At 66.7% G+C, this 24,992-nt stretch carries 25 protein-coding genes, 1 pseudogene and 1 riboswitch; of the genes and pseudogenes, 14 read left to right on the forward strand and 12 right to left on the reverse strand.

What is annotated here, in order from left to right; translation table 11 throughout:
• Positions 1-2: 2 nt before the first annotated feature.
• On the reverse strand, positions 3-1,448 hold the full coding sequence (locus tag VL52_RS17685; RefSeq protein WP_235429324.1) for a DUF1800 domain-containing protein: 1,446 nt from the start codon (positions 1,446-1,448) through the stop codon (positions 3-5).
• 124 nt (positions 1,449-1,572) lie between these two features.
• Positions 1,573-1,667: riboswitch (TPP riboswitch) on the forward strand.
• Between the two features lie 50 nt (positions 1,668-1,717).
• Here VL52_RS17685 and VL52_RS17690 point away from each other — a divergent pair.
• From VL52_RS17690 to VL52_RS17705, 4 genes are all read left to right on the forward strand, one after another.
• A complete protein-coding gene (locus VL52_RS17690; RefSeq protein ID WP_046158272.1) occupies positions 1,718-2,734 on the forward strand; it encodes a thiamine ABC transporter substrate-binding protein in 1,017 nt (338 codons plus the stop codon).
• Between the two features lie 66 nt (positions 2,735-2,800).
• Positions 2,801-3,352 carry a GNAT family N-acetyltransferase gene (locus VL52_RS17695; RefSeq protein ID WP_052729387.1) on the forward strand — a complete coding sequence of 184 codons (552 nt, stop codon included), beginning with the start codon at positions 2,801-2,803 and terminating at the stop codon, positions 3,350-3,352.
• On the forward strand, positions 3,349-4,914 hold the full coding sequence (locus tag VL52_RS17700) for an ABC transporter permease (protein WP_046158273.1): 1,566 nt from the start codon (positions 3,349-3,351) through the stop codon (positions 4,912-4,914). The genes VL52_RS17695 and VL52_RS17700 overlap by 4 nt, the downstream gene beginning before the upstream one ends.
• Entirely contained in the window at positions 4,889-5,848 is a 960-nt protein-coding gene (locus VL52_RS17705) for an ABC transporter ATP-binding protein (protein WP_046158294.1), read from the forward strand. Before VL52_RS17700 ends, VL52_RS17705 begins: the two co-directional genes overlap by 26 nt.
• Here VL52_RS17705 and VL52_RS17710 read toward each other — a convergent pair.
• Positions 5,838-6,365: a MarR family winged helix-turn-helix transcriptional regulator gene (locus VL52_RS17710; RefSeq protein WP_046158274.1), complete on the reverse strand. Its 528-nt coding sequence runs from the start codon at positions 6,363-6,365 to the stop codon at positions 5,838-5,840. The two genes, VL52_RS17705 and VL52_RS17710, sit on opposite strands and share 11 nt — an antisense overlap.
• Positions 6,366-6,537: 172 nt before the next feature.
• Between VL52_RS17710 and VL52_RS17715 the strand changes: the two genes are divergently transcribed.
• On the forward strand, positions 6,538-6,942 hold the full coding sequence (locus tag VL52_RS17715) for a VOC family protein (protein WP_046158275.1): 405 nt from the start codon (positions 6,538-6,540) through the stop codon (positions 6,940-6,942).
• 15 nt (positions 6,943-6,957) lie between these two features.
• Here VL52_RS17715 and VL52_RS17720 read toward each other — a convergent pair whose 3' ends face one another.
• From VL52_RS17720 to VL52_RS17730, 3 genes are all read right to left on the reverse strand, one after another.
• Positions 6,958-7,758 carry a helix-turn-helix transcriptional regulator gene (locus tag VL52_RS17720; RefSeq protein ID WP_046158276.1) on the reverse strand — a complete coding sequence of 267 codons (801 nt, stop codon included), beginning with the start codon at positions 7,756-7,758 and terminating at the stop codon, positions 6,958-6,960.
• Positions 7,759-7,763: 5 nt separating this feature from the next.
• The gene (locus VL52_RS17725; RefSeq protein WP_046158277.1) at positions 7,764-8,309 is read right to left on the reverse strand and encodes a kinase inhibitor; all 546 of its coding nucleotides are present in this window, start codon (positions 8,307-8,309) and stop codon (positions 7,764-7,766) included.
• Between the two features lie 519 nt (positions 8,310-8,828).
• On the reverse strand, positions 8,829-9,326 hold the full coding sequence (locus VL52_RS17730; protein WP_046158278.1) for a GNAT family N-acetyltransferase: 498 nt from the start codon (positions 9,324-9,326) through the stop codon (positions 8,829-8,831).
• A gap of 89 nt (positions 9,327-9,415) precedes the next feature.
• Here VL52_RS17730 and VL52_RS17735 point away from each other — a divergent pair, with 89 nt between their 5' ends.
• Positions 9,416-10,354, forward strand: coding sequence for a LysR substrate-binding domain-containing protein (locus VL52_RS17735; RefSeq protein ID WP_082113818.1), 939 nt, complete (start codon positions 9,416-9,418; stop codon positions 10,352-10,354).
• A 42-nt stretch (positions 10,355-10,396) separates the two neighbouring features.
• Here VL52_RS17735 and VL52_RS17740 read toward each other — a convergent pair whose 3' ends face one another.
• Positions 10,397-11,266, reverse strand: a complete 870-nt coding sequence (locus VL52_RS17740) for a serine hydrolase (protein ID WP_046158280.1) — start codon at positions 11,264-11,266, stop codon at positions 10,397-10,399.
• Positions 11,267-11,559: 293 nt separating this feature from the next.
• Between VL52_RS17740 and uvrB the strand changes: the two genes are divergently transcribed.
• The gene (uvrB, locus tag VL52_RS17745) at positions 11,560-13,572 is read left to right on the forward strand and encodes an excinuclease ABC subunit UvrB (RefSeq protein WP_046158281.1); all 2,013 of its coding nucleotides are present in this window, start codon (positions 11,560-11,562) and stop codon (positions 13,570-13,572) included.
• Between the two features lie 71 nt (positions 13,573-13,643).
• Here uvrB and VL52_RS17750 read toward each other — a convergent pair whose 3' ends face one another.
• Positions 13,644-15,206, reverse strand: a complete 1,563-nt coding sequence (locus tag VL52_RS17750; protein WP_046158282.1) for a hypothetical protein — start codon at positions 15,204-15,206, stop codon at positions 13,644-13,646.
• A gap of 185 nt (positions 15,207-15,391) precedes the next feature.
• Between VL52_RS17750 and bla the strand changes: the two genes are divergently transcribed.
• Positions 15,392-16,165: a subclass B2 metallo-beta-lactamase gene (gene bla / locus VL52_RS17755; protein WP_235429325.1), complete on the forward strand. Its 774-nt coding sequence runs from the start codon at positions 15,392-15,394 to the stop codon at positions 16,163-16,165.
• 2 nt (positions 16,166-16,167) lie between these two features.
• On the opposite strand, the gene VL52_RS17760 is transcribed toward bla, so the two are convergent.
• Positions 16,168-16,869 (reverse strand): hypothetical protein, encoded by a 702-nt coding sequence (locus VL52_RS17760; RefSeq protein WP_046158284.1) that lies wholly within the window; start codon positions 16,867-16,869, stop codon positions 16,168-16,170.
• A 66-nt stretch (positions 16,870-16,935) separates the two neighbouring features.
• Entirely contained in the window at positions 16,936-17,157 is a 222-nt protein-coding gene (locus VL52_RS24750) for a hypothetical protein (protein ID WP_144410315.1), read from the reverse strand.
• Here VL52_RS24750 and VL52_RS17765 point away from each other — a divergent pair.
• Genes VL52_RS17765 through VL52_RS17775 form a run of 3 tightly spaced genes read left to right on the forward strand, consistent with a single transcriptional unit; the run spans position 17,156 to position 21,406 of the window.
• The gene (locus VL52_RS17765; RefSeq protein ID WP_052729388.1) at positions 17,156-19,483 is read left to right on the forward strand and encodes a sigma-54-dependent transcriptional regulator; all 2,328 of its coding nucleotides are present in this window, start codon (positions 17,156-17,158) and stop codon (positions 19,481-19,483) included. The genes VL52_RS24750 and VL52_RS17765 overlap by 2 nt on opposite strands.
• The gene (locus VL52_RS17770) at positions 19,473-20,666 is read left to right on the forward strand and encodes an S-methyl thiohydantoin desulfurase family protein (RefSeq protein ID WP_046158285.1); all 1,194 of its coding nucleotides are present in this window, start codon (positions 19,473-19,475) and stop codon (positions 20,664-20,666) included. The genes VL52_RS17765 and VL52_RS17770 overlap by 11 nt, the downstream gene beginning before the upstream one ends.
• A complete protein-coding gene (locus tag VL52_RS17775) occupies positions 20,663-21,406 on the forward strand; it encodes an aspartate/glutamate racemase family protein (protein WP_046158286.1) in 744 nt (247 codons plus the stop codon). Before VL52_RS17770 ends, VL52_RS17775 begins: the two co-directional genes overlap by 4 nt.
• Before the next feature lie 43 nt (positions 21,407-21,449).
• Here the strand turns inward: VL52_RS17775 and VL52_RS17780 are convergent, their stop codons facing one another.
• Entirely contained in the window at positions 21,450-22,421 is a 972-nt protein-coding gene (locus VL52_RS17780) for a bile acid:sodium symporter family protein (protein WP_200896044.1), read from the reverse strand.
• A gap of 93 nt (positions 22,422-22,514) precedes the next feature.
• Between VL52_RS17780 and VL52_RS17785 the strand changes: the two genes are divergently transcribed.
• A complete protein-coding gene (locus tag VL52_RS17785; RefSeq protein WP_046158288.1) occupies positions 22,515-23,444 on the forward strand; it encodes a LysR family transcriptional regulator in 930 nt (309 codons plus the stop codon).
• 55 nt (positions 23,445-23,499) lie between these two features.
• Here the strand turns inward: VL52_RS17785 and VL52_RS17790 are convergent, their stop codons facing one another.
• Complete coding sequence (locus VL52_RS17790; RefSeq protein ID WP_046158289.1) at positions 23,500-23,841, reverse strand: hypothetical protein; 342 nt, start codon at positions 23,839-23,841, stop codon at positions 23,500-23,502.
• Between VL52_RS17790 and VL52_RS25060 the strand changes: the two genes are divergently transcribed.
• Both VL52_RS25060 and VL52_RS24160 read left to right on the forward strand, forming a co-directional pair.
• On the forward strand, positions 23,840-24,103 hold the full coding sequence (locus tag VL52_RS25060) for a hypothetical protein (RefSeq protein ID WP_160298961.1): 264 nt from the start codon (positions 23,840-23,842) through the stop codon (positions 24,101-24,103). The two genes, VL52_RS17790 and VL52_RS25060, sit on opposite strands and share 2 nt — an antisense overlap.
• A gap of 217 nt (positions 24,104-24,320) precedes the next feature.
• A pseudogene (locus VL52_RS24160) lies at positions 24,321-24,577 on the forward strand (transposase); the annotation flags it as partial.
• A gap of 80 nt (positions 24,578-24,657) precedes the next feature.
• On the opposite strand, the gene VL52_RS25065 reads toward VL52_RS24160, so the two are convergent.
• Positions 24,658-24,992, reverse strand: a 335-nt coding sequence (locus tag VL52_RS25065) for a hypothetical protein (RefSeq protein WP_046158291.1), incomplete at its 5' end; no start/stop codon positions are given.

Genomic DNA, 24,992 nt, shown 5'->3' on the forward strand with positions numbered 1-24,992 from the left:
CCTCATTCCACCTGATAGGCCGGGTCAAGCAGCAATTGGGCGATGGCCTTGGCGCCGCTGGTATTCGGCGGCAAGGGGTTGGCCGGCGGCACGGCCAGCAGCAGCCGCGCGGCGTCGCCGGCGGTGCGGACGCCGTAGACGGCGGCCCATTCGTCGGGTTGCAGCTTCATCGAGGCGACGCCCTTGGCGACGAAGCGGTTGATGCGCGCCTCGCGGCCGGCCATCTCGTTCAGGCTGCCGTCGGCTTGGGCGTAGGCGTCGCGCGCCGGCGCGGCGTCGCGGGCGATGCGGTCCAGAAACTGCTTGCGGGTGAGCAGGGTGGAGCTGTTGATCCAGGCCTCGCCGCCGGGCCAGCCCTTGACGTTGGGCGGCGCGAACACGTCCTGGCCCAGCTGGCGGTTCAGGCCGGCGATGACCCGCCAGTCCGGCGGATTAAGATCGAAGGTCACCAGCGTGCCTATGGTCAGCTCCACCGGCGATTTGACCAGTTGGCCCTGGCTGCGCCAGAACTGCGGCGTCAACAGCAGCGCGCGCATCAAGGGCTTCAACTGGTAATGGCCGCGGCGGAAATCGGCGGCCAGCTTGTTCACCGTCGCCGCGTCGGGCGTCGGCGACACGAAGTTGCGCCACAGCTTGTTGGTGACGAACACCGCGGTGCTGGGCTGTTGCAGCAACAGCTCGATCACGTCGTCGCCGTCGAAGTTGCCGCGCTGGCCGAAGATGACTTTCTCGCCGGTGTCGCGCAGCCGCGGCCGGACGATGAACTGGTCGTCGCGGTCCAGGCCCCAGCCGGTGAAGGCGCGCGCCGCCTCGCGGATGTCCTGCTCGCTGTAGTGGCCCTCGCCCAGCGTGAACAGCTCCATCACCTCGCGGGCGAAGTTCTCGTTGGGCTGGTCCTTGCGGTTATTGGCGGTATCCAGATAGCGCATCATCGCCGGGTCGCGCGCCACCGCGTGCAAGAGCTGGCCGAAGTCGCCCAGCGCGTAGTGGCGCAGCAGCAGGTTCTGCTGGTACATCATCTGCGGCGAGCGCACCTTGTCCAGCGCCGACACGAAATGGTTGTGCCAGAACAGGGTCATTTTCTCGGTCAGCGGCGACGGCGTGTCGCGCATCTCGGCCAGCCACCAGCTGCGCAGCTCTACCACATGCTGGTTGCGCTCCTGCTGCAGCGCCTTCTTCTGCTCCTCGGTCAGCCCCGGCTGGCCAGGGCGTTCGAACGGCTCGTTGGCCCAGCCCGGCGGCGGCATCGCCGCCTGGGTGCGGACGCCGGCCAGTATCTTGTCCACCGCCGCTTCGCGGCTGAGCGGCGCGAAGGCCTCGATCTGCGCCGGGTTGGCGCCAAAGCCGGTGCGCGCCAGCAGGTGGCGGGCGCCGTCCGCGCCGATGCCGGCCAGCGCGCATAGAGGCAGGCCGAGCAGGGCGGAAGCGAGCAGTATTCTTTTGATCATGGGTTCACCGCGGCAAGCCGTTTGCATAAGCGATTGATTGTGAGCATAGAGGGCAGTCTTCGCTCCGGTATTAAGCGGACCGGCCAGAGTGTTAAGTTGTTTGCGCATCTGGGCTATACTGTCGCCCTGTCACCGGGGGTGCCCTGCAAACGGGCTGAGAGACACCCTGAGAACCTGATCTGGATCATGCCAGCGGAGGGAGCGTGATGAAGCGGAACCTCGTCCGCCTTGCCTGCTTGCTCCGTGGCCGTACCGCGCGGAGATTGTCCATGAAGCTGTTCCCCAAACTCGTCGTCGTCGCTTTGAGCCTGGCCGGCCTGTCCGTCCAGGCGGCCGAATTGCGCGTGCTCGCGCACAGTTCGTTCAGCGTCGACAAGCCGCTGCTCGCCGCATTCGAGAAGCAGACCGGCGCCAAAGTGTCCATCATCAAGGCCGGCGACGCCGGCGAGATGGTCAACAAGCTGATTCTGACCAAGGGCAGCCCGATCGCCGACGTGGTGTTCGGCCTCGACAACAGCCTGATCGGCAAGGCCGAGCAGGCTGGCGCGCTCGCGCCGCTGCCGGCGGAGCTGGCCCGCGGCGGCAAGGTCAGCCTGCCGGGCGCGGCCGCCGTCGACTACGGCTATGTGACGCTGAACTATGACAAGGCCTGGTTCGCCAAGAACAAGCTGCCGCTGCCCAAGACCCTGAGCGACCTGACGCAGCCCGCCTACAAGAACCTGCTGGTGGTGGAAAACCCCGCCACCTCCAGCCCGGGCCTGGCTTTCCTGTCCGCTACCATCCATGCCTTGGGCGAGGACAAGGCCTTCGCGCTGTGGGGCAAGCTGCGCGACAACGGCCTGAAAGTGAGCAAGGGCTGGACCGAAGCCTACTACACCGACTTCTCCAAGAACGGCGGCAGCCGGCCCATCGTGGTCAGCTACGCCACCAGCCCGGCGGCCGAGGTGTTCTACAGCAAGGACAAGCCGGCCGACGCGCCGACCGCCAATCTGCTGCTGCCGGGCTCGGTGTTCCGCCAGGTGGAGGGCGCGGCGCTGGTCAAGGGCGGCAAGGAGCCCAAGCTCGCCCAGCAGTTCATCGTCTTCCTGCGCTCGGACGCGGTGCAGAAGGACATCCCGACGCGGATGTGGATGTACCCGGCGATGGACAACATCCCGCTGGACCCGGTTTACAAGCACGCCGAACAACCGGCCGCGCACGACACCCCCGACAGCGCGACGCTGGCCGCCAAGCAGCGCGCCTGGGTCGGCCGCTGGACGCGGGTGGTGCTGAAGTCCGGGCAGTGATCCGGCGATGACTTGCCCGGTTTCGCCTCTGTTATGATCCGGGCAAGTTCACTTGGAAGCTCACTCATGATCGACGACATCGCCAGCCCCCGCCTGATCCTGCGCCATCTGGACGCGGATTTTCTCGAATCCTGCCTATGCGGCGACATCGACGCCGCCGCGGCGCGGCTGGGCAGCCGCCCGGCCGACGGCTGGATGGAGGAGACGGCGTTGATGAAAATGCGGCTGGCCGACATGGCGGCGGAGCCGGCCTACGCGCCGTGGTCGGTGCGGGCGCTGCTGCGTCGCGACGATCTGGCCATGGTCGGCCACATCAACTTCCACACGCTGCCCGGCCATCCTTATCTGAACGGCTACGGCGACGTCGAGCTCGGCTACGCGGTCTATCCCGAATTCCGCCGCCAGGGCTACGCCCGCGAGGCCTTGCTGGCGATGTCCGGCTGGGCGGCGCGAAGCGGCGGCGTGGCGAAGCTGGTGTTGTCGATCGAACCCGGCAATCTGCCGTCGCAGGCGCTGGCCGCCCAGCTTGGCTTCGCCAAGGTGGGCCAGGTGCGCGACGACGACGGTTGCGAAGATGTGCTGACGGCCGATTGGCCGTTGCCTGGAGCCTTTGTTTGAAGCAGTCCGCCGTGCCCCGGCTGATCCTGGCCGGACTTCCGCTGTCCTTTCTCTTTCTGCTGGCCGTCGCGCCGCTGGCCCGGCTGTTGGCCGAAGGCGGCTTGCAGTTCGATCCCGCCTTGCTGGCCGACGGCTATCTGCGCTGGCGGCTGTTGTGGTCGCTGATCCAGGCCACGGCCAGCTGCCTGTTGTGCCTGCTTCTGGGCATGCCGCTGGCCTGGATGCTGGCCCGTTACCGCTTTGCCGGGCGGGCGCTGCTGCTGCGGCTGCTGATGCTGCCCTTCGTGATGCCGACGCTGGTGGCGGCGATGGGCGTGCTGGCGCTGTTCGGGCCGCGCGGCGTGTTCGGCGTCAATCTGCAGGACACGCCGTGGCTGCTGCTGTACGGCAATCTGTTCTTCAACCTGCCGCTGGTGGTGCGCGCCGGCTGCGACGGCTTTTCCCAGGTGCCGGCCAGCCGGCTGGCCGCCGCGCGCACGCTTGGCGCCACTCGCTGGCGGGCGTTCTGGCGCGTGGAATGGCCGGCGGCGCTGCCGTGGCTGCTGTCCAGCCTGTGCTTGGTGTTCCTGTACTGCTTCTCCGGTCTGGGCCTGGCGCTGGTGCTGGGCGGCCAGCGCTACGCGACGCTGGAGGTGGAGATCTACACCCTGGTCGCTTACGAGCTGAATCTGGCCGATGCCGGCGCGCTGGCCTTGCTGGTGTTGCTGGTGTGCGGCGGCATCGCCGCCGTCTACGCCGCCTTGGCGCGCCGGCTGGCCACCGCGGCCAAGGTGGAGCCCTTGCCGCTGCGGCGGGTGGAGCGCCCGGCTGAGCGATTGGCGCTGGCCGCCGCGTTGTCGACGTTGCTGTTGTGCACCGGCCTGCCGCTGCTGGCGGTGCTGTGGCGCGGCCTTTCCGCCGGCGCCGAGTGGGCGGCGCTGTGGGACGAGGACACGCGGTTGGCCTTGTGGAACAGCGCTCGCTTCACCGGCATGACGGTGCTGGCCGCCGGCGCGCTGGGGCTGGCGCATGCATTGGCCTGCGGCCGCAGCCTGGCGCTGCGCGCTTCCATCTTCCTGCCTTTCGTCGCCTCGCCGGTGTGCGTGGCCTTCGGCCTGCTGCTGCTGTATCCGCAATGGAGCGGGGCGCTGGGCCTGCTGATGGCGGCCTACGCGCTGCTGGCTTATCCGCTGGTGGCCAAGGCGGCGCTGGCGTCGCTGGACGGCCAGTCGCCGCATTGGCTGGCCGCCGCCCGCGGCCTGGGCGCCGGCCCGTGGCGGGCCTTCCGCCGCGTCACCTGGCCGCTGTTGCAGCCGGCTATGCGGCGCGGGCTGGCCTTCGCCGCCGCCACCGCGGTCGGCGAGTTCGCCGTCACGCTGTTTTTGTCGCGGCCGGAATGGCTGACGCTGACCACGCTGATCTACCAGCGGCTGGGCCGCCCCGGCGAAGCCAATGCCGACGCGGCGATGCAGCTCTCCTGCGTGCTGATGCTGCTGGCGCTCATCGTTTTCTGGATCATCGAAACCGCCGGCGGCGCCGGCCCGGAGGAGGACAGCCGTGCTGACGCTGCGAAACCTGAATAAGCGCTTCGGCGCGCGCGTGGTGGCCGACGACGTGTCGCTGGGTTTATCCGCCGGCGAGACGCTGGCCCTGTTGGGACCGTCCGGCTGCGGCAAGAGCACGCTGCTGAAAATGATAGCCGGCCTGGAGCGGCCGGACGGCGGCGCGCTGGCCTTCGATGGCGAAGACCTCGACCGAGTGCCGCCGGAGCGGCGCGGCTTCGCGCTGATGTTCCAGGACTTCGCGCTGTTTCCGCATCTGGACGCGTTGGGCAATGTGATGTTCGGCATGATCGAGCAGGGCGTCTCCAGGCGCGACGCGGCTAAACGCGCGCAGGCGATGCTGGCCCGCGTAGGCCTGGCCGAGCACGGCGCGCGCAAGGTGTGGACGCTGTCCGGCGGCGAGCAGCAGCGGGTGGCGCTGGCGCGGGCGTTGGTCACGCGTCCCAGGCTGCTGTTGCTGGACGAGCCGTTCTCCAGCCTGGACGCCGATCTGCGCCGGCTGCTGCAGCGGGAGTTCCGCGAGCTGCTGCGGGAGGCGGGCATTCCGGCCATCATCGTTACCCATGACCGCGACGAGGCGTTCGCACTGGCGGACCGGGTGGCGGTGTTCAAGGACGGCAGGCTGCTGCAATGCGCCGCGCCGCGGCAGCTGCTAGCCGCGCCGGCCAATGCCTGGCTGGCGCGCTTCATCGGTTTCGACAACGTGCTGGAGCATGCGGCGGTGCCGCCGGGCGCGCTGCTGCTGGGCGATGATCAGCCGCCGGCGCGCATCGTGGAGCTGACGCCGTTGGCGGACGGCTTGCGGCTGAGAGTGGAAGCCCAGGCGGGTCCGCTGGCGTTGATGCTGTCGGCGCGGGAGGCGGAGTGGCTGGGCGACGCGCTGTTCGTCGGCGGAACGCTGGGCGTCGGCGTCGACGAATCGCGCCTGCTGCGCTTCCCCTCGCTCAGTTCTTGACCTGTCCCCACACCTTGGCCAGCAGGCGCAGCAATTGCTGGCGCTCCTGGGCGTCCAGGTGCGAAGTCAGGCCGGCGCAGGCGCGCCAGAAGTCGGGCAGCGCCTGCTTCAGCAGCGCGCGGGCTTCCTGGGTCAGGCTAAGCTGCAGGCTGCGGCGGTCAGCGGGGTGGGGGTGGCGGGCGATCAGCCGGCGCTTCTCCAGCCAGTCCAGCAAGCCGGTGGCCGAGGCGCGGGTGATGCCGAAGTAGTCGGCGATGCTGGATGGCGTCGGCGGCTCCGCGCCCAGCCGGCCGTCTTCGAACAGGCGGAACAGCAGCAATACGTGCAGCTTGTTTTCCGAAATGCCCAGCGGCGACAGGTGTTGGTTCAGGCGCAGCAGCACGTCGTCGCCCAGCCATAGCAGCAACAGGCCGGCGGCGGCGGCGTCCTGCGGCGTGTCGGCGTCGGCGGTGTCCGCCATCAGTTGCAGATGGGGCGCCATCGCGGCGCTGGCGTCTTGCGGGTGTCGTGCGTCCATGAGGATTCGCCTGGCTGGGTTGTGGCTAGGTGATGGGCCGCGATGATGCTAGCTGAAAAGGCGCGGCGCGTCGAACTCCGTTCTCGCATATTTTATTAGTTTAACTAACTATATGCTTATCGTATTATGTGGAAGCCGGCATCAGCCGGCTTCATATGGAAAAGGAACGGAGATGACTATCGAAGTGCAAGCTTTGCATCATGTCGGCTTCAGCGTGCCCAAGCATCAGGTGGCGGCGCTGCAGGCTTTCTATGGCCAGCTGTTCGGTCTGGAGGCGGATCCGTCGCGTCGGCGCATACCCGGCGTGCCCGGCTGCTTCCTCGATTTGCCGGGCGCAACCCAGCTGCACATCATGGGCAAGGATGGCGTATCGCCGTACGCGCAGGGCGAAGGGCAAGACCCGGTGAGCAACCATGTCGCGCTGACGGTGGCCAGCCTGGAGCGGGCCGCGGCGGAGCTGAAGGAGAAGGGCATCGCCTTCTTCAGCCAGCGCGGCGTGGCGGCGGACAAGCTGGAGCAGCTGTTCGTCCGGGATCCGGCGGGCAATCTGCTGGAACTGAGGCAGGCAACGGCCTGAGCGGCGACAGGGCGCTCATAGCGTCCTGCGCAGCGCGCTGGGCGTGAGTCCGTAACGCTGGCGAAAGCGGGCGGCGAAGCGGGAGGCCGACGCGTAGCCGCTGGCCTCGGCGATCTCCCCGATGGGCCGCTGGCCGCTTTGCACCTGCTGCAGGGCCAGGCCCATCCGCACCTCTTCCAGGATCGTCTGGAATCCGGCGCCTTCTTCCGCCAGCCGGCGGCGCAGGGTGGACGCGCCCAGGTTGAGCCGGCGCGCCGCCGCGTCCACGCTCCACGGCGCGGCCGGGTCCAGCATCAGCAGCTGTTTCAGCGCCTGAGCCAAATTGTCGGATTGCTCTCGCAGCAATGGCCCGGCCTGGCCGGCCAGCGCCAGGGCCAGCAACACGCCCTCGGCATGATGCTGGCGGATTTCCGGCGCCGCGCCGCCATGCAGGCTGTCGATCAGCAGGCTCCACGCCGACTGCAGCGCGCCGTCCATCGTCGGGCAGAGCTCGAGCCCTGGCCGCTGCCGCAGCAGCAGCGGGCCGTGGCGGTCGCGGAAACGGTCCAGCAGACCCGGCGGCAGGTTGACCACGTCGGCCAGGTAGCCGTCTGGCCCCGGCAGGTTGGCGATGTCCAGTTCGCAGCCGGCGGGCATCAGCACCAGCTGGGCCGATCCGGCCGACATCTCCCGCTCGCCCAGCCGGATGCGCTTGCCGCCGAGGCGGACGCGGCACAGCGCCGGCGCGAACACCGGCACCCGCCGCATATGCTGCGGCAGGCGGGCGCGGATCTCGCCGGCCTCGATGCGGCTCAGGCGGTGGGCGATGTCGTGCATCGGGCTCAGCGGCCGTAGGTGGCGGTGATCTGCGCCTTGCCCAGCGCGTTGGCGTTGAGCATGAAGCCCACCAGCGCGCCGCTGGCGTTGGCGTCGATTGGCAGCTTGTCGGTCTTCAGCGCCCAGACGGTGAACTGGTAGCGGTGGGGTTTGTCGCCTTCGGGCGGGCAGGCCCCGCCGAAGCGGGCTTCGCCGTAGTCGGTGCGGCCCTGCACCGCGCCCGGCGGCAGCTTGCCGCCCACGCTGCCGGCGCCTTCGGCCAGCGAATGCACATTAGCCGGCAGGTTCGCCACGGTCCAGTGCCACCAGCCGCTGCCGGTGGGAGCGTCCGGGTCGTAGGCGGTGATCGCGAAGCTCTTGGTGCCGTCCGGCGCGCCGCTCCACGACAGCTGCGGCGAGACGTTGCCGCCCTCGCAGCCGAAGCCGCTGTAGACCTGTTTCAGGCTCAGCGGCATGCCGTCGGCGATGCTGTCGCTGGACAGCTTGAAGGCGTCGGCCTGGGCGGCCAGCGGCAGGGCGAGCAGGCTGGCGATCAGCAGGGTGGTGCGCATATCGGTTCTCCTGTGGCTAGATGGTGGGAGCATGTTAAGCGTCGGCGCGCGGCGCGGCTGCGCCGAAACGCTCGCCTGCGGCGCGGGCGCGCTCGCGACGACTTTAGCAGCGCGGGCGGGGAATGGGTATGATGCGCGGCGCGATAAAGGAGGGAAACATGCTGAAACGATTGGCGCTGTGGCTGATCCGGATGTATTAGCGGCAATTGTCGCCGCGCAAGGGATGCGGCTGCGCTTATCGGGCCGCGACCAGCCGGAGCGGATATTCCGGCCTGGCCTATCGGGCGATCCGCCGCCACGGCTTGCGGCGCGGAGGCTGGATCGCGCGCGAGCGCCTGCTGCGTTGCTCAGGCCAGAACGTCGGCGGCGGCCGGCCGGTTATTGCGAGCCGCCGTGCGGGCCGGAGTGCCTGAGCCTGGACAGCTGCCTGGGCGAGGCCGCGTGCCGGTCCGGCGAATGCCTGACGCATTCCTGGCTGGATTGGCGGCGGAGCCGCCGGGAGATGGACAGGCGGGCTGATCAGGCTGCGACCGCGTCCTCGCCGTAGGCGAAGCGGCGCAGTCCTTCCCCCGCCAGCCGATAGCGTATCCACTCGGCCTGCGGCGCGGCGCCGATCGATTCATAGAAATCTATCGCCGGCTGGTTCCAGTCCAGCACGCTCCACTCGAAACGCCCGCAATCGTTGTCGCAGGCCAGCCTGGCCAGATGCCGCAGCAGCGCCTTGCCGGCGCCGGCGCCGCGCAGTTCCGGCGTCACGTACAGGTCTTCCAGATACAGCCCGTTCTTGCCCAGCCAGGTGGAGTAGCTGAAGAAATACACGGCGAAGCCGGCCAACTGGCCATCCACGCGGCACATCAGCGCCTGGGCTTTGGCTTCGGGGCCGAACAGCGTGGCCTCGATGTCGGCGACGCCGGCCTTCACTTCGTGTTCGGCGCGTTCGTAAACGGCGAGCTCGGTGATGAAACGGTGGATTTCGGCGGCATCCCTGGGCTGGGCGGGGGTGATGGCGATCTGCATGGGTGGCTCCCTAAGATGGTGGAAATGTCGGTTTCGAACATCTTAGAGCAAGTGTTAGAATGAAAACAGTGCATTGTTTTCAGGTAAAAATGAAAAATATTCATCCAGCTCTGCGCGGCCTGGATCTCAACCTGCTGTTGCTGTTGGACGCGCTGTTCCGCACCGGCTCGGTGCTGGCCGCGGCCGACAGTCTGGCGATCAGCGCTTCCGCCTGCAGCCACGCGCTATCGCGGCTGCGCCTGGCTTTGGGCGACCAGCTGTTCGTGCGGGTGGGCGGGGGGATGCGGCCCACGCCCAGGGCCGAGCAGCTGGCGCCAGTGGTGGAGGCGGCGTTGGCGCTGCTGTCCGATGGCTTGAGCCGGGGCGCGGATTTCGACCCGTCCCGCAGCGAGCGCCGCTTCGTGCTGTCCGCCACCGACTACACCGCCTTCGCGGTGCTGCCCGCTTTTCTGAACCGGATGCAGTCGATGGCGCCGCGCTTGAGCTTTCGCGTAGTCCAGGCGGAGCGCAAGCTGCCGCTGGAGGCGTTGCTGGCCGGCAGCATCGATTTCGCGCTCGGTTATTCGGAAGAGGGCGGGCCGCCGGCGGCGGACATCGAGGAATTCGATTGGCCGGAGGAAGAGTACGTGGCCATCGCCAGCCGCGATCACCCGCGCATCCGGCAGGGGCTGAGCCTGGAAGGCTATCTGGCGGAGCGGCACGCGGTGGTCACGCCGTGGAACGAGCCGCGCGGCGTGGTGGACCTGGTGCTGGAAAAGATGGGGCTGGCGCGGGAGGTGGCGCTGCAGCTGCCGTCGGTGCTGGCTGCGCCGTTCATCATCGGCGGCGGCGAGCTGATCATGACGCTGCCCCGGCGCGCGGCGCTGCGCTTGGCCGAGGCGGCCGGCGTGCGGCTGTATCCCGCGCCCTTCGCCATTCCGCCGTACCGCTTGAAGCTGTATCGCCATCGCCGGCACGCGGGCTCGGCCGCGCACGACTGGGTGTGGCGGCAACTGGTTGCCGGCGGACCGGTGGCGCTGCGGACATGAAAAAGGGCCGGCATGGCCGGCCCGGTCGGGAATCGCTGCGGATCAACCCGCCAGCCAGCTGCCGGGATGGGATTCCAGCCAGATCTTGATGTTTTTGGCGTCGTTGACGCGCGCGGCGCTGGCGCCGGCGTCCAGCAGCACGAAGATCAGCGGCTGCGAGCCGACGACGGCCTGCAGCACCATGCAGCGGCCGGCTTCCTGAATGTAGCCGGTTTTCTGCACCGCGATGTCCCAGTCGCCTTCGCGCACCAGCGCGTTGCTGTTCTTGTACTGCAGCACGCGGTTGCGCACCGACACGATCTGGTGCCGCTCGGTGGTGGTGAATTCGCGGATCAGCGGGTATTTCTGCGCGGCCTGCACCATCTTGGCCAGATCGGCGGCGGTGGAAGTGTTGCGCACGTCCAGGCCGGTGGGATCGTGGAAGACGGTTTCGGTCATGCCCAGGCTCTGGGCTTTGTGGTTCATCCGTTCGACGAAGATGGCGGTGCCGCCGGGGAAGGTGGTGCGCGCGAGCGTGGCTGCGGCGCGGTTTTCCGACGACATCAGCGCCAAGAGCAGCATCTCCTGCCGGCTGAGCGTGGTGCCGACCGCCAGCCGCGACGTGGTGTGCTTCAGGCGGTCGATCTCGGCGTCGGACACCGTGACCTGCTGGTCCAGCGACACGCCCGAATCCAGCAACACCATCGCCGTCATCAGCTTGCTGATCGACGCGATGGGCATGCGCTGGTGGGCGTTCTTTTCATACAGAGCCTCGCCGGTCAGACCGTTGAGGATCAGCACCGAATGGGAATTGAGCCTGGGGGCGGTGTAGCCGGACATTTCGCTGGCTACCAGCACGCCTTGGGGCGAAGCCGCCAGCACCGGCATGGCCAGGGCCGCCGATACCAGCAGGCTTGCGATTTTCTTGATCATGCGTCACTCCACTGTGCGCTTATTTTGGAGAAAACCGGACGGCATTTTCACGGCATCTGCAGGCAAAATCAGTCAAGATGTTGGCATCATTTGTTGCAGGCGCCCGCTGCGTCCTGTTTGCATTTTAAACAATGTCTCCGCTCTGTGTAGGGCAAATTGCGGTTTTTCACAGCAGCGCGCGGCGGCGGTTTTTCCTTGCCTGGCGGTCCTTTGCCGGGGATGGGGAAACGGAAGGTGAGATCGGGCGGATATGGGCGTAAAATCAACCTTTTCGCCATTGCTCCGGGGCCGCCATGCTGCTCACTTTTCCCGACAGTCCGTTTCAACTGAACCAGCCTTTCCCGCCGGCCGGCGACCAGCCGTCCGCCATCGAGAAACTGGTGGAGGGCCTGTCCGACGGCCTGTCCTACCAGACTCTGCTGGGCGTGACCGGCTCCGGCAAGACCTACACCATGGCCAACGTCATCGCCCAGACGGGACGGCCGGCCATCATCATGGCGCACAACAAGACGCTGGCGGCGCAGCTGTACAGCGAGATGCGCGAATTCTTCCCGCACAACGCGGTGGAATATTTCGTCTCCTACTACGACTACTACCAGCCGGAAGCCTACGTTCCCAGCCGCGATCTGTTCATCGAGAAAGATTCCAGCATCAACGAACACATCGAGCAGATGCGGCTGTCGGCGACCAAGTCGATATTGGAACGTCCCGACTGCATCATCGTGGCGACGGTGTCGGCGATTTACGGTATCGGCGACCCGTCCGACTACCATCAGATGATTCTGCACCTGAAGGAAGGCGAGGCCACGCCGCAGCGCGACATCATCAGCCGCCTGACCACCATGCAGTACAGCCGCAACGACCTGGACTTCGGCCGCGGCACCTTCCGCGTGCGCGGCGACGTGATCGACATCTACCCGGCGGAAAGCAGCGACACCGCGCTGCGCGTCAGCCTGTTCGACGACGAGGTTGAAACGCTGACGCTGTTCGATCCGTTGACCGGCACGACGAAACAGCGCGTCGGCCGCTTCACCGTGTTCCCGTCCAGCCACTACGTGACGCCGCGCGACACCGTGCTGCGCGCCTGCGAGCAGATCAAGGACGAGCTGCGCTACCGCATCGAGTGGTATCAGAAGGAAGGCAAGCTGGTGGAGGCGCAGCGCATCGAGCAGCGCACTCGCTTCGACCTGGAAATGCTGTACGAGATGGGCTTCTGCAAGGGCATCGAAAACTACTCGCGCCATTTTTCCGGCCGCGGTCCGGGCGATCCGCCGCCGACGCTGATCGACTACCTGCCCAAGAGCGCGCTGATGTTCATCGACGAGAGCCACGTCACCGTGCCGCAGGTGGGCGCGATGTACAAGGGCGACGCCGCGCGCAAGGCCAACCTGGTGGAATACGGCTTCCGCCTGCCGTCAGCGGCCGACAACCGGCCGCTGAAGTTCCACGAGTTCGAGCAACTGATGCCGCAGACCATCTTCGTCTCGGCCACGCCGGCGGTGTACGAGAAGGACCACGCCGGCCAGGTGGTGGAGCAGGTGGTGAGGCCGACCGGCCTGGTGGACCCGCAGATCGAGATCCGTCCGGTGGCGACCCAGGTGGATGATCTGCTGTCCGAAATCCGCGACCGCATGGAGCGCGGCGAGCGGGTGCTGGTCACCACGCTGACCAAGCGCATGGCCGAGCAACTGGCCGACTACTACACCGAGCACGGCATCAAGGTGCGCTATCTGCACAGCGACATCGACACCGTCGAGCGGGTGGAGATCATCCGCGACCTGCGCCTGGGCATGTTCGACGTGCTGATCGGCATCAACCTGCTGCGCGAGGGCCTGGACATTCCCGAGGTGAGCCTGGTGGCGATCCTGGACGCGGACAAGGAAGGCTTCCTGCGCTCCGAGCGCAGCCTGATCCAGACCATAGGCCGCGCCGCGCGCAACCTGAACGGCCGTGCGCTGCTCTACGCCGACCGCATCACCGATTCGATGAAGAAGGCGATGGACGAGACCGAGCGCCGCCGCGCCAAGCAGATGGCGTTCAACGCCGAGCACGGCATTATCCCCCGCGGCGTGGAGAAGAAGATCAAGGACATCATCGACGGCGTCTACAGCGTCGAAGCCGAGCGCAAGAAGCTGGTGGACGAAGCCAAGGTGGCGATGATGGACGAGAAGACGCTGTCCAAGGAGATCAAACGGCTGGAGAAGGAAATGCTGGAGGCCGCGCGCAATCTGGAGTTCGAACGGGCGGCGCGCATCCGCGACGAATTGAAGCAGTTGAAGGAAAAGGCCTGGCTCAGCGAGTTGTGAGCCGGCTTAGTCCATTCAACCCCGCGTCGGCGACGCGGGGTTTTTTTGCGTCCTTCTGGCGAGCGGGCCGTTCAGGCAGGCTCCAGCAACTCCTGCGGCAGGAAAGCCAGCTCGTCGCGGAAGAAGCTGCGCTCGCCGCGCCGCAGTTGCGGCAGCAACTGTTTCAGGCGCAGCGCGCTGGCGCAGGCCTGCCGGCTGACGCCGCCTTCCCAGGCCTGGAACCATAGCGTTTCCAGCAGCAGATTGGCCAGTTGCAGCGGCGTCAGCGGCAGTCGGCCCTGATCGTGCTCGTCCAGCGTCAGCTCGGCGACGGCGGTCCAGCTGCGGTAGCCCTTGGCGGCGGAAAACGGGCAGGGCGACAGGGCCAGCGCGAGGCGCATCTCCTGCAGCGGGAATGGCCGCGCGGCCTGGAAGCCCGCCAGAGCCGGGCGCTTGGTCCGCTGACAGTCGCCGCGGGCGATGCGCAGCAGGAAGACGACGTTCCACGCCGAGCCGTTGCCGACGCCGAAGCGATCGCAAATCCATTCCGACAGCCCCAGCCAGCGTATCGCCAGCCGCTGCATGTCCGCGACCGGCAGCGCGCGTTGCGGATCGACCAGCGCCTGCTTCCAGAACAGCCACAAGCACCAGCCCAGGTTGGCCGCAACGTGCTGGGCGGCGTCGATGGAGTCCGCCTCGTAAGCGGCTTCCAGCGCGCCGGCCAGGTCCCGCAACGCCGCTTCGGCGCGTTCCGGCGCTTGTCCCGAGATGGCCGCCTGCTTGTGCAACAGCGCGCCCAGGTTCAGGCATTCGAAGCGCACGCGGGGGTTGTAGCGATAGACCGGCTGCAGCTCTCCCGGATTGCGCAGTTGCGCGAGGCAGGCCTCGGCGCCGTCTGGCTCGCCGCGCGCGTAGTGGTCCCAGGCGCGGGCAATGCAGGCCATGGCGGCAAAGGTGGGTTGGGCAGTTTCGAAGCGGCGGCCGTCCAGCACCTGGCCCAGTTTCTTCAGCGCCAGCCGGCTGTCGTCGAACTGCGCGCCGCGGCGCCAGGCCAGGCTTTCCTTGGTCAGGGCCAGCGCCTGCTGGAAATCGTTGTGCGCGGCCAGGCTGGCGGCATGGAAGGAAGCCGCCACCTGCGGGCCCGCCAGCCTGCCCATGCCGTCGCGCTCGTCGCGGATCGCCTGGGTGAGCTGGCTCCAGTAATCCAGGCCGCGGGTCAGCGCCTCCAGTTGCGAAATCGAATCGGGAGCCTCCGCCGCGGCCGGCTCCAGGCCGAGGAATTGTTCCAGCTGCCGGCGGTCTGCCGGCAGTCCGTCCGCCAGAAATTCCAGCCGGGCCATGCCGTCAGAGGCCAGCCAGAAAGGGCCGCGGCTGCGTCCGTCCGGATTGAGCAAGGAGGCGGGTTCGCGCCGCGGCGCGCCCCAGCCGGCCTCCACGCCCCAGGCGGCGAAATCGGCGAAGGCGCGGGAAACCAGCATGCGCGGCGTCCGGCTGGCCGGAAAGCGCTGCCGCAGCGCGGCGACCGCCACCATGCCGTCTTCGTGGGCCGCGGCGTAGTAAAGCCGGACCAGCAGCCACAGCGATTGGAAGCGTACGGGTTTGCCGGCATGGCGGTAGGGCGGGGTGAGTTCGAAATGGATGGCGTCGGCGGTCATTATTTCAGGTTACGGCAGTTACGGACCGCGCGGTTTACCCCGCCGGGCCGGGCTGGCTAGAATCTTGCCAAGATCAAGGTTTGGCAGGAACCGTGATTTTGGAGCGGCAGGCGAGCGGCGAGTTCTCCCCAAAATGGAAATTTGGGAAATCGCCGCCTTTATTTGAAATATAAATGGAAAATAAAATGCACAGAATATTTAAATTTGCCGGCGCGATGCTGGGCCTGGCGCTGGCGGCCGGGGCCTGCGCGGCGCAGGGCAGCCTGAGCCTCAAGCACCTGAAGGGCGGCGTGTACGTGGTGGAAGACGACTATTACGCCAAGGAGAACTCGGCGGTATACGTCGGCGCGGAGCATGTGACCGTGGTGGGCGCCACCTGGACGCCGGACACCGCCCGCGAGCTGGCGCGGCAAATACGCGCGGTCACCGACAAGCCCATCGCCGAGGTGATCAATCCCAACTATCACACCGACCGGGCCGGCGGCAACGCGTACTGGAAGTCGATCGGCGCCCGCATCGTCGCCACCCGGCAGACGGTCGACGAGATGAGCCGCGGCTGGGACGACATCGTCGCTTTTACCCGGCAGGGTTTTCCGGATTACCCGGCGCTGCCCGCCTCAATGCCTGATCGGGTGTTTCCCGGCGATTTCGAATTGCAGGGCGGCAAGGTCAAGGCCTTTCATCTGGGGGCGGCGCATACCCGTGACGGCATTTTCGTCTACTTCCCGGAAGAGAAGGTGCTGTACGGCAACTGCATCCTCAAGCAGGAGCTGGGCAATCTCCATTACGCCGATTTGAACGAGTACCCGAAGACGCTGGACAGGCTCGCGCTCAGCGGGCTGGACATCGATACCGTCATCGCCGGCCACCTGGACGCCCTGCACGGCCCCGAGTTGATCGATCACTACCGCCAGCTGTTGAGGCGTCAGGCTTCGGACGCGGCGGCGCAGGCGCGCTGAGTTCAGCCTTGCCAGGCGGGCCGGCCCTTGACGGCCTCGACGATCCAGTCACCGCGGTGGTCGTAGATCAGGTTGAAGGTGGTATGGCCTTCGCTGGCGTCGCACAGCGCCGCGCCTTGCCTGCTGTTGTCGAAGTCGATGACGGTGCCGGCGTGGCGGCGGCCGACGCCGGCATAGAAGCGCGGCAGCGGCGCGCAATCGATGTGGCTGTCCGGCTGGGCGTCGATGAAGCTGGACAGGACCATGCGGCCGTCGCCGGTGCGCACCGCCTGGCCGACATTGCAGGGCCGCCGTCCTGCGTCGTAGTGGGGAATGCTGATGCGGAACGCCTCCTCGTCCACGCCGGGGTGGTGGCGGGGGGCGCTCAGCTCCGGTTCGGGGCCCAGGCTCATGGTGACCGCGTTGGGGGAGGGCAAGCCTGAGCGCGAGGCGCGCACCGGCTGGCAGGACATGGCCTGGCCGGAGGGAAGGCCGGCGCGCGGCGCCGGATCAAGGCGGGCCTGCGCGGCGGCGAAGCTGGACGACAGCAGCTCCAGGATCAGGATGGAGCCGGTCTCGGAGATCGGCGGCAGCGTCCGATGGTAAAGGCTGTTGCTGTAGACGGCGCTGTCCGCGCCGGCGTAGCGGGCGGGTTCCTGAAACAGGAAGAAGTCCTGAGCGTGTCGGCTGTTGTTGAGAATATTGATGGTGTAGCGAGCGTTCATGCCCAATGTCCGGGTGTGTGTTTTTCGTTGCCGGGCGGCTGTGGCCGCTGCAGAGGCATCGGCTGTCTACAGCAGCAAGCGTGCCAGTTTGTAAAGTATTGTATTCATTGCGCTTGTCCCGATTCGTTGCCCCGCCTGGTGGACGAATTCGTCCATTTTTCGATTTTTTGATGGATGAATCCGGACGCCATCTCCGCTCGTCTTTCTTGTCATTTTGAAAGTCGTTGGCATAATGCCTTGCCATATTCGGCGCGCCAGCCTGGCGCGTCCTTTGCTCAAGGTCGCCATGGACATTTCCGCGCACGATGTTTCTCCGCTTTCCGTCCCGCCTGGTCCGGCCGAGCGGGCGATAGGCCAGTCGGCGGTTTTCCAGCGTTTGCTGCAACTGGTGCGGCGGGTGGCGCCGACCGACAAGACGGTGTTGATCTGGGGGCCCACGGGCGCGGGCAAGGAGGTCATCGCCCATGAGCTGCACCGCCACAGCCTGGTGGCGGGCCAGCCTTTCATCGATTTGAACTGCGCGGCGATTCCCGAGCACCTGATGGAGGCCGAGCTGTTCGGCCACGCCCGCGGCGCCTTCACCGGCGCGCAAGGCAGCCGCGTCGGCCTGCTGGCCCAGGTGGGGCGGGGCACCTTGTTCCTGGACGAGATCGGCGAACTGCCGCTGGCCTTGCAGCCCAAGCTGCTGCGGGTGCTGGAAACGCGCAGCTTCCGCCCGCTGGGTTCGGCCGAGCCGCAGCATTTCGCCGGCCGCGTGGTGGCCGCCACCCATCGCGACCTGCAGGCGGCGGTGCGCGATGGCCGTTTTCGCGAGGATCTGTACTACCGCCTGTCGGTGTTCGTGCTCAGCCTGCCGGGGCTGGAGCAGCGCCGCGACGACATCCCTTCTCTGGTCGAACATTTCTCCGCGACGCAGCCGCGCCCGCTGCGCTTCGCTCCCGACGCCGTGTCGCGGCTGCAGAACAGCCGCTGGCCTGGCAATGTGCGCCAGCTGCGCAGCCTGGTGGACAGGCTGGGCGTGTTGTCCGACGGTCCGCTGATCACGGCGGCGGCGCTGGACGAATTCCTCGAGCCGCACGCCCATCCGTGGCAGGCCGACGCGGACGAGTTGGCGGACGCCATGCTGGCCCTGCCGGGCGAGGACAAGCTGGCGGCTGCCGAGACCCTGCTGCTCAATCGGGCGCTGCAGCTGTGCCGGGGCAACAAGGCCGCGGCCGCGCGCATGCTGGGGGTGGGCCGCAAGGTGGTGGAGCGCCGGCTGGGCGCGCGGGAAGACAAGCGCCAGACGCTGCGCCGGTTGCTGGAGGACGGCGGCCGGTTGCTGGAAGCGGGCGATCTTGAGCAAGCGGCTCGAGTCCTGTCGCGCGGCTTGGCCTTGCTGGAGGAAGCGGCGCTGCAGCAGGAGGCGAGGGAGGAGCACTTCCACCTGCTGCGCCAGCTCGGCATCTGCCACAGCGCGCGGCACGGCTGGTCCAACGGCGAGGCATTGTCCTGCTATGAGGCCGCGCTGGCGGTGGGCAAGGAATTGGATCGCGAGCCGGAGATCATGTCCATCCTGTTCGGCGTCTGGACCAGCCAGCTGATGTCGCTGGAACTGGACCGGGCGCGCGGCACCGCGCAGCGGATGCTTCAGCGCGGCCAGGCGGCCGGCGACGCCAGCGCGCTGGCCGACGCCCATTTCGTGATGGCCAACACCCTGTTCTGGCTGGGCGACCATGCCGAGGTGCTGGCCTGCTTGGAGCGGGGCGGCTTGCTGGGAGGCGGCCGTGGGCGGCGCATGGGCACCCAGGGTTTCGATCTGAGCGGGCTGGTGCTGACCTTCGAGGGGCTGGCGGCCTTCCAGCTGGGGCAGTTCGCCCGGGCGTGGTCCGCGCTGGCGGCCTTGCTGGCGAGACGGGCCGGCGAGGATCAGCCTTTCAGCCGCGCCATCGCGCTGCAAGGCGCGGTATGGCTGGCCTGCCTGTTCGAAGACGCGTCGCTGGGCGAGCTGGCTGCGCAGATGGAACAGCTGTCCCGGCAGCACGGCTTCGCCTTCTACCTGGGCGTCGCCCAGTTTTTCCTCGGTTGCGGCCTGGCTAGAGAGGGGCGCGCAAAGGATGCGGAGGCTGCGATGCAGGAGGGCTACCAGGGACAGATGCTGCGGCATGGCGGCAAGCTGTTCCACTCTTTCTACGCCTGGCGGCGCTGCGAGCTGTTGTTGGCGTCGGGACGGGCGTCCGAGAGCAGGGCGCTGGCCGAGCAGGCGCTGGAGCTGGCGATGGCGCACAAGGAGCGCGCCTATCTGGGCGAGTTGCTGATCGCGCGCGCCAGCGCGCTGAGGGCGCAGGGCGATACCGCCGGCGCCGAGCAAGGCTTGCGCAGCGCATTGACCACCGCGGAAGCCTTGGGCGCGGTGCCGCCCAGAGTGGAAGCCGCGGCCCGGCTGGCGGACCTTTTGGCCGCGTCGGGCAGGGAAGAACAGGCGCGGGAGATGCTGGAAACCACCTTGCGGGCCTGCGATGGCCGCGGGGAGCCGGCCCACCCCGTGCTGCAAAGGGCGCGTCGCCTGCTCGGCGGCTTGCCGGGCGGCCGCGCCGACCACAACGCAACAACAGGTGCAAGCCATGGCTTTTGAACTTTCATCCCGCGATCTGGAACCCTTGCTGCAAGGCGCGTGCTTTTTCGGCAGCGGCGGCGGCGGGACGATGATCTCCGCCCGCCATCTGGCGGCGAATTTCCGCAGCGGCGACTACTACCCGACCGACAAGGTGCGGGTGGTGGATGTGGACGAGGCGACCGACGGCGACTGCGTGATGGTGGCCTATATGGGCGCGCCGGATGCGATCAACCAGGTGCGATGGCCGAACGGGCCGGTGGAGGCCGCGCGCGCCGCGCAGCAACGGCTGGAGTCGCAGGGGCGCAAGCTGGCCTACGTGGTGGCGCCGGAAAGCGGCGCGCTGGGTTTCGTGGTGGCCAGCCTGGTGGCGGCCAAACTGGGGCTGGCGGTGGTGGACGCCGACGGCGCCGGCCGCGCGGTGCCGTCCTTGCCGATGCTGACCTACGCCGCCGCCGGCGTGCCGCCTACGCCGGCTTTCCTGGCCGGCGAGAGCGGCTTGTGCGTGGAGCTGGGCGTGCGCATGCCGCCGCCGGACGGCAAGCCGCAGGAAGACGTTTCCACCGTGGTGGAGCAGATGCTGCGTCCCATTCTGACCAATCCGCAGTTCGGACAATTCGGCGGCCTGGCGATGTGGATCATGTCGCCGGAACAACTGGACGGCGCGCTGCCGGTGCGCGGCACCCTGAGCCGGGCGCTGAAGCTGGGCCGCGCGCTGCAGGACGGCGAGGTGAAGACCGCGGAGGCGATGCTGGACTTCCTGCGCCGCGAGCTCGACATCAAGGGCAAGCTGCTGTTCGGCCCGGCGACGCTGGAGTCGTCCGAGGTGGCCACCGCCGGCGGCTTCGACTTGGGCAAGGTGAGCCTGGAGGACGGCGAGCGCCGTTGCACGGTGCTGTACCAGAACGAATCGCTGCTGGCTTGGGACAGCGCGGTCTCCCATCCGCTGGCGACCGCGCCGGACGCCATCAGCTACTTTGTCGAAGGCGATGGCCAGCATGTGTTCAGCAACGGCGACCTGTCGGGCGATGACCATGGCCTGGACCCGGCCGTGCGCGGCCGCAAGGCGGCGGTGATCGCATTGCCGGCCGCCGCGCCGCTGCGCAAGGGCCTGATCCTGCAAAGCTTCGCCGACGAACTGGCGCAGCTTGGCTACCTGGGGCCGTACGCGCCGGTGGATGCATGCGTGGAGGGCGCGCGATGAGCTTGCGCATCTGCGTGCTGGTGCCGGTGGGCGTCGATACCTTCAACCAGCCGATACTGGAATCCATCCGCCCGGTTATCCCGGCCGATGTCGAGGTGGAGGTGCGCAACCTGCCGCGCGGCACCAGCCATATCCAGGACCGCATCGACTGGCTGGCCAACGGCCTGGCGGTGGTGGAAACGGCGCTGCAGCTGGAGCGCGAGGGTTTCGACGGCATCTGGCTCAGCGACTTCGACATGTGCGGCGTCGAAGCCGCGCGCGAGGCGGTGAACATCCCCATTGTCGGCGGCTTTCCGACTGCGGCATTCAGCGCGCTGCTGCTCAGCCAGCGCTTCTCCATCGTCACCGTGCTGCAGTCGACGCTGGCGATGCAGCATGGCCATGTCCAGGCTTACGGCCTGCAGGATTCGTTCAGCTCGATCCGGGCGATAGACTGCCCGGTGGACCAGCTGTCCAATATGGATGTGGTGGTGCCCAAGGTATACGAATGCGCGCTGGAGGCTGTCCGCCGCGATGGCGCGCAGTCCATCCTGCTTGGCTGCACCGGCTTCGTCGGCGTGGCGCGCCGGGTGGAGCAACTGCTGGAGGCGACGCTGGGCTGCTACGTGCCGGTGATCGACCCCAACCAGGCCGGCTTCAGCTTGCTGCTGTCGCTGGCGCGGATGCGGGTGCGCCCCAGTCGGCTGTGCTACGGCAAGGAGTCGCTGCCGGTGATCACCTCGCTGTCGCGGCAGGCTTGACGGCTTGCCGACGAAAAATCCCCGCTGCGGCGGGGGTTTTCTTTCAGGCGCGGGCTTCTGCCAGCTGCCGTTTGCGGAAGCGCTGGGCCAGCATCGCGCACACCATCAGCTGGATCTGGTGGAACAGCATCAAGGGCAGCACGATGGCGCCGATCGCGTGGCCGGCGAACAGAACCTTGGCCATCGGCACGCCGCTGGCCAGGCTCTTCTTCGAGCCGCAGAACAAGATGGTGATCCGGTCTTCGCGGCTGAAGCCCAGCTTGCGGCCGGTCAGCGAGGTGATCGCCAGCAGGAGGCCCAGCAGGATGGCGTTGACCGCCAGCAGGCCAGCCAGCGCCGCTGGCGGCGTCTGTTGCCACAGTCCGCTGATCACCGCCGCGCTGAACGCGGTGTACACCACCATCAGGATCGACCCCTGGTCCACGTATTTCAGCAAGGCCTTGTGCTTGTCCACCCAGCCGCCTATCCAGCGGCGGGCGATCTGGCCGGCGATGAAGGGCAGCAGCAACTGGTAGACGATGTCCAGCGCAGACCCCATGTTCTGCGCCGCGCCGCTGTGGCTGGCCATCAGCCAGCCCACCAGCAGCGGGGTGATGAAGATGCCCAGCAGGTTGGACGCGGTGGCGCTGCAGATGGCGGCCGGCACATTGCCCTGGGTCATCGAGGTGAAGGCGATCGACGACTGCACGGTGGACGGCAGCATGCACAGGTAGAGCACGCCCAGGTACAGCTCCGGCGTCACCAGCGGCGTCAGCACCGGCTTGAGCAGCAGGCCCAGCAGCGGAAACAGCGCGAAAGTGCAGGCGAGCACGGTCAGGTGCAGCCGCCAGTGGCCGGCGCCGGCCACCACCGCTTCGCGCGACAACTTGGCGCCGTGCAGGAAGAACAGCAGGCCGATCGCCAGATTGGTAGCCAAGTTGAAGATCTGCGCGGCCTGGCCGGAGCAGGGCAGCAGGCTGGCAAGCGCGACGGTGGCCAGCAATGCGAGGGTGAAGGAATCCAACAGCTTGGGCATGGCATCGGGCATTCGTTGTTTGATCTTGCTATTGAAGCGCGGATTAATTAAGAATACAAATGCATTTATCTGATCAATTAAAAAGATATTTTTATGAATTTCACGCTGAGACAGCTAAGAGCCTTCTGCCGGGTGGCCGAGCATGCCAGTTTCAGCCGGGCCGGCGATGAGCTGGGCCTGACCCAGCCGGCGGTCAGCCGCGCGGTGCGCGAGCTGGAGCAGGCGCTGGAATTGCGCCTGCTGGACCGCACCACCCGCGAAGTGGCACTGACCGCGGCCGGCGCGCGGCTGCTGACCAAGCTCAGGCGGGCGCTGGAGGAGTTGGACGAGGTGCTGGACGCCGCGCGCAAGGAGAGCGAGCAGGCGCTGGGCAGCGTCCACGTCGCCAGCAGTCCGACGCTGTCGGCCAGCTTGATGCCGGCCATCGTTTCCGCCTGCCGCGAACGCTATCCGCAACTCGGCCTGCTCCTGCATGATCAGGTCCAGCGCCTGAATGTCGCGGCGGTGCGCGGCGGCGAGGTGGATTTTGGTTTGGTGGTGGAGCCGGAGCCCTGCGACGATCTGGAACAAGAAACGGTGCTGATCGACGACTTCTGGCTGGTGTGCCGCGCCGATCACCCGTTGGTCGCCGGGGAGCGGGTGGAGTGGCGGCAACTGGACGGCGAGGCGCTGGTATTGCTGGACGGCAGTTCCGGCAGCCGGCCGCTGATAGACCAGCTGCTGCGCGAGCATGGCCTGGATTGTCCGGTGGCGCAGCAATTGGGCCATTCCCATTCGGTGTTCCGCATGGTGGCCGCAGGCATCGGCGTCAGCGTGTCGCCGGGGCTTGCAATGCCTTTGCCGGAGAACTGTGGCCTGACGGCGCGTCCCTTGTCGCCGCGGGCCAGCCGCCGCATCGTGCTGATCCGCCGGCGCAATCGCACGCTGTCGCCGGCCGCGGAGCGGGTATGGCAGCTGGTGCTGGAGATGCGCGGACAGTTGCAGGCGCTGGCGCAGGGCGCAGGACAGGCGGGGCGGCTTTGATCGGGGGAGGGGGCGCCCGGACGCCGCCATTGCAGCGGGTCCTGGCGCCTGGAGCTTACTGGGCGGTGTTGGATGCCCAAACCGGGATCTTCGGCTCGTAGATCACCAGGTTGCCGTCATCCTGCATGGTGACGAAACATCCGGGCTTGCCGTTGGTGCCGGATGCCCACAGCGCTTTGCCGTGGAAGTCGTACAGCACAAAGTTGCCATCGGTCTGCATGATGGCGCGCATGGCGTCCTTGCCATTGGTGTTGGAGGCCCACAGCGGATGGTGGTTGGCCATCCGGTACAGCACCAGGTTGCCGTCGCTTTGCAGAATCAGCTGGTAGGCGCCGTTGGTCGACAGCAGGTATTCGTTGATGCCCAGGACCTGATTGGGGAGAAGGGTGCTTGCCATGTTGCCACTCCTTGAAATGAGGTTGTCAGGAAAAGCTGAGGCAGAAAGCGATGTGGATTGCGGTTGGCCAAGTTTTACAATGCCAGCTGCTATCCACATGCTGGTCGCATGGTATTTCCAATCCGGCGGCGGCGCAATATATAAATTCCTGGAATGTAGATATTTGAGCGGGAAATATGGATTTCATGTCTTAAAGTACAGCTTTATTATTTTTCGACTTGATTTTTTAGCATGGTTGTATAGTTTTGAAACGCTTTTCTGAAATGTCGGAATTGCTATCTTGATAATTAGGCGCAGTGTTTTTGTGTAACAATTTCAGGTTGATTCTGAATAATTAAAAATGTGATTGTTCATCGTTCTGATTCAGTTTTCGTTTTGTCCGGAATGTATTTCATTGAGTTTCGGAAAGTGGCATGTGCTGGATTTGGAGAGGCTCTGTTGCCTAAATCCGCGCGCTGAAGGCTTGGTAAGCTAGCAACATGACCAAGCCTGCTTCGGAACAGTATCGAACCGCTAACTGGCAAGCCTGCAAGCAAGCCCTGATCCAGCGCGGCTCGCTGTCCATCTGGCTGGATGTGAACATGAAGTGGCAGGCAAGATCGCAAGTAAAGCGAGGTCGGGCGCAGACCTGCAGCGATGCGGCCATTCAGTTCTGCTTGACCGTCAAGGCCTGCTCGGTCTGACGTTGCGACAGACCATCGGTTTCATCCAAAGCCTGTTCAAGCTGGCGGGCCTGGCTGAATGAGCCGATACAAAAGCGGGCAAGACCAATGGCCTTGCCCGTTTCGCTTGCGGCCTGCCGCCGCCGCGATGGTCTTAATAGCCCAGCAACTGCCAAACGCCATCGGTTTCATTGGCGAAAGTGGTGGCAGTTTCCAGCGTGCGGGTCTGGTAGTTGGACGCGCGCGAGGCGATATGTACTTCTACGCGGCCGCTCGGGGTGTTGGCGGTCTTGATGAAGGCCAGGTCATTGTTGGTCAGCAGCTGCCAAGTGCCGTCGTTTTCGTTGCCGAAGGTGGTGGCGGTTTCCAGCGTGCGGGTCTGATAGTTGGACGCGCGCGAGGCAATGTGCACTTCTACGTTGCCGCTCGGGGTGTTGGCGGTCTTGATGAAAGCCAGATCGCCGTTCGCCAGCAACTGCCAGGTGCCGT

The sequence above is a fragment of the Chromobacterium vaccinii genome, assembly GCF_000971335.1.
GTDB lineage: Bacteria > Pseudomonadota > Gammaproteobacteria > Burkholderiales > Chromobacteriaceae > Chromobacterium > Chromobacterium vaccinii.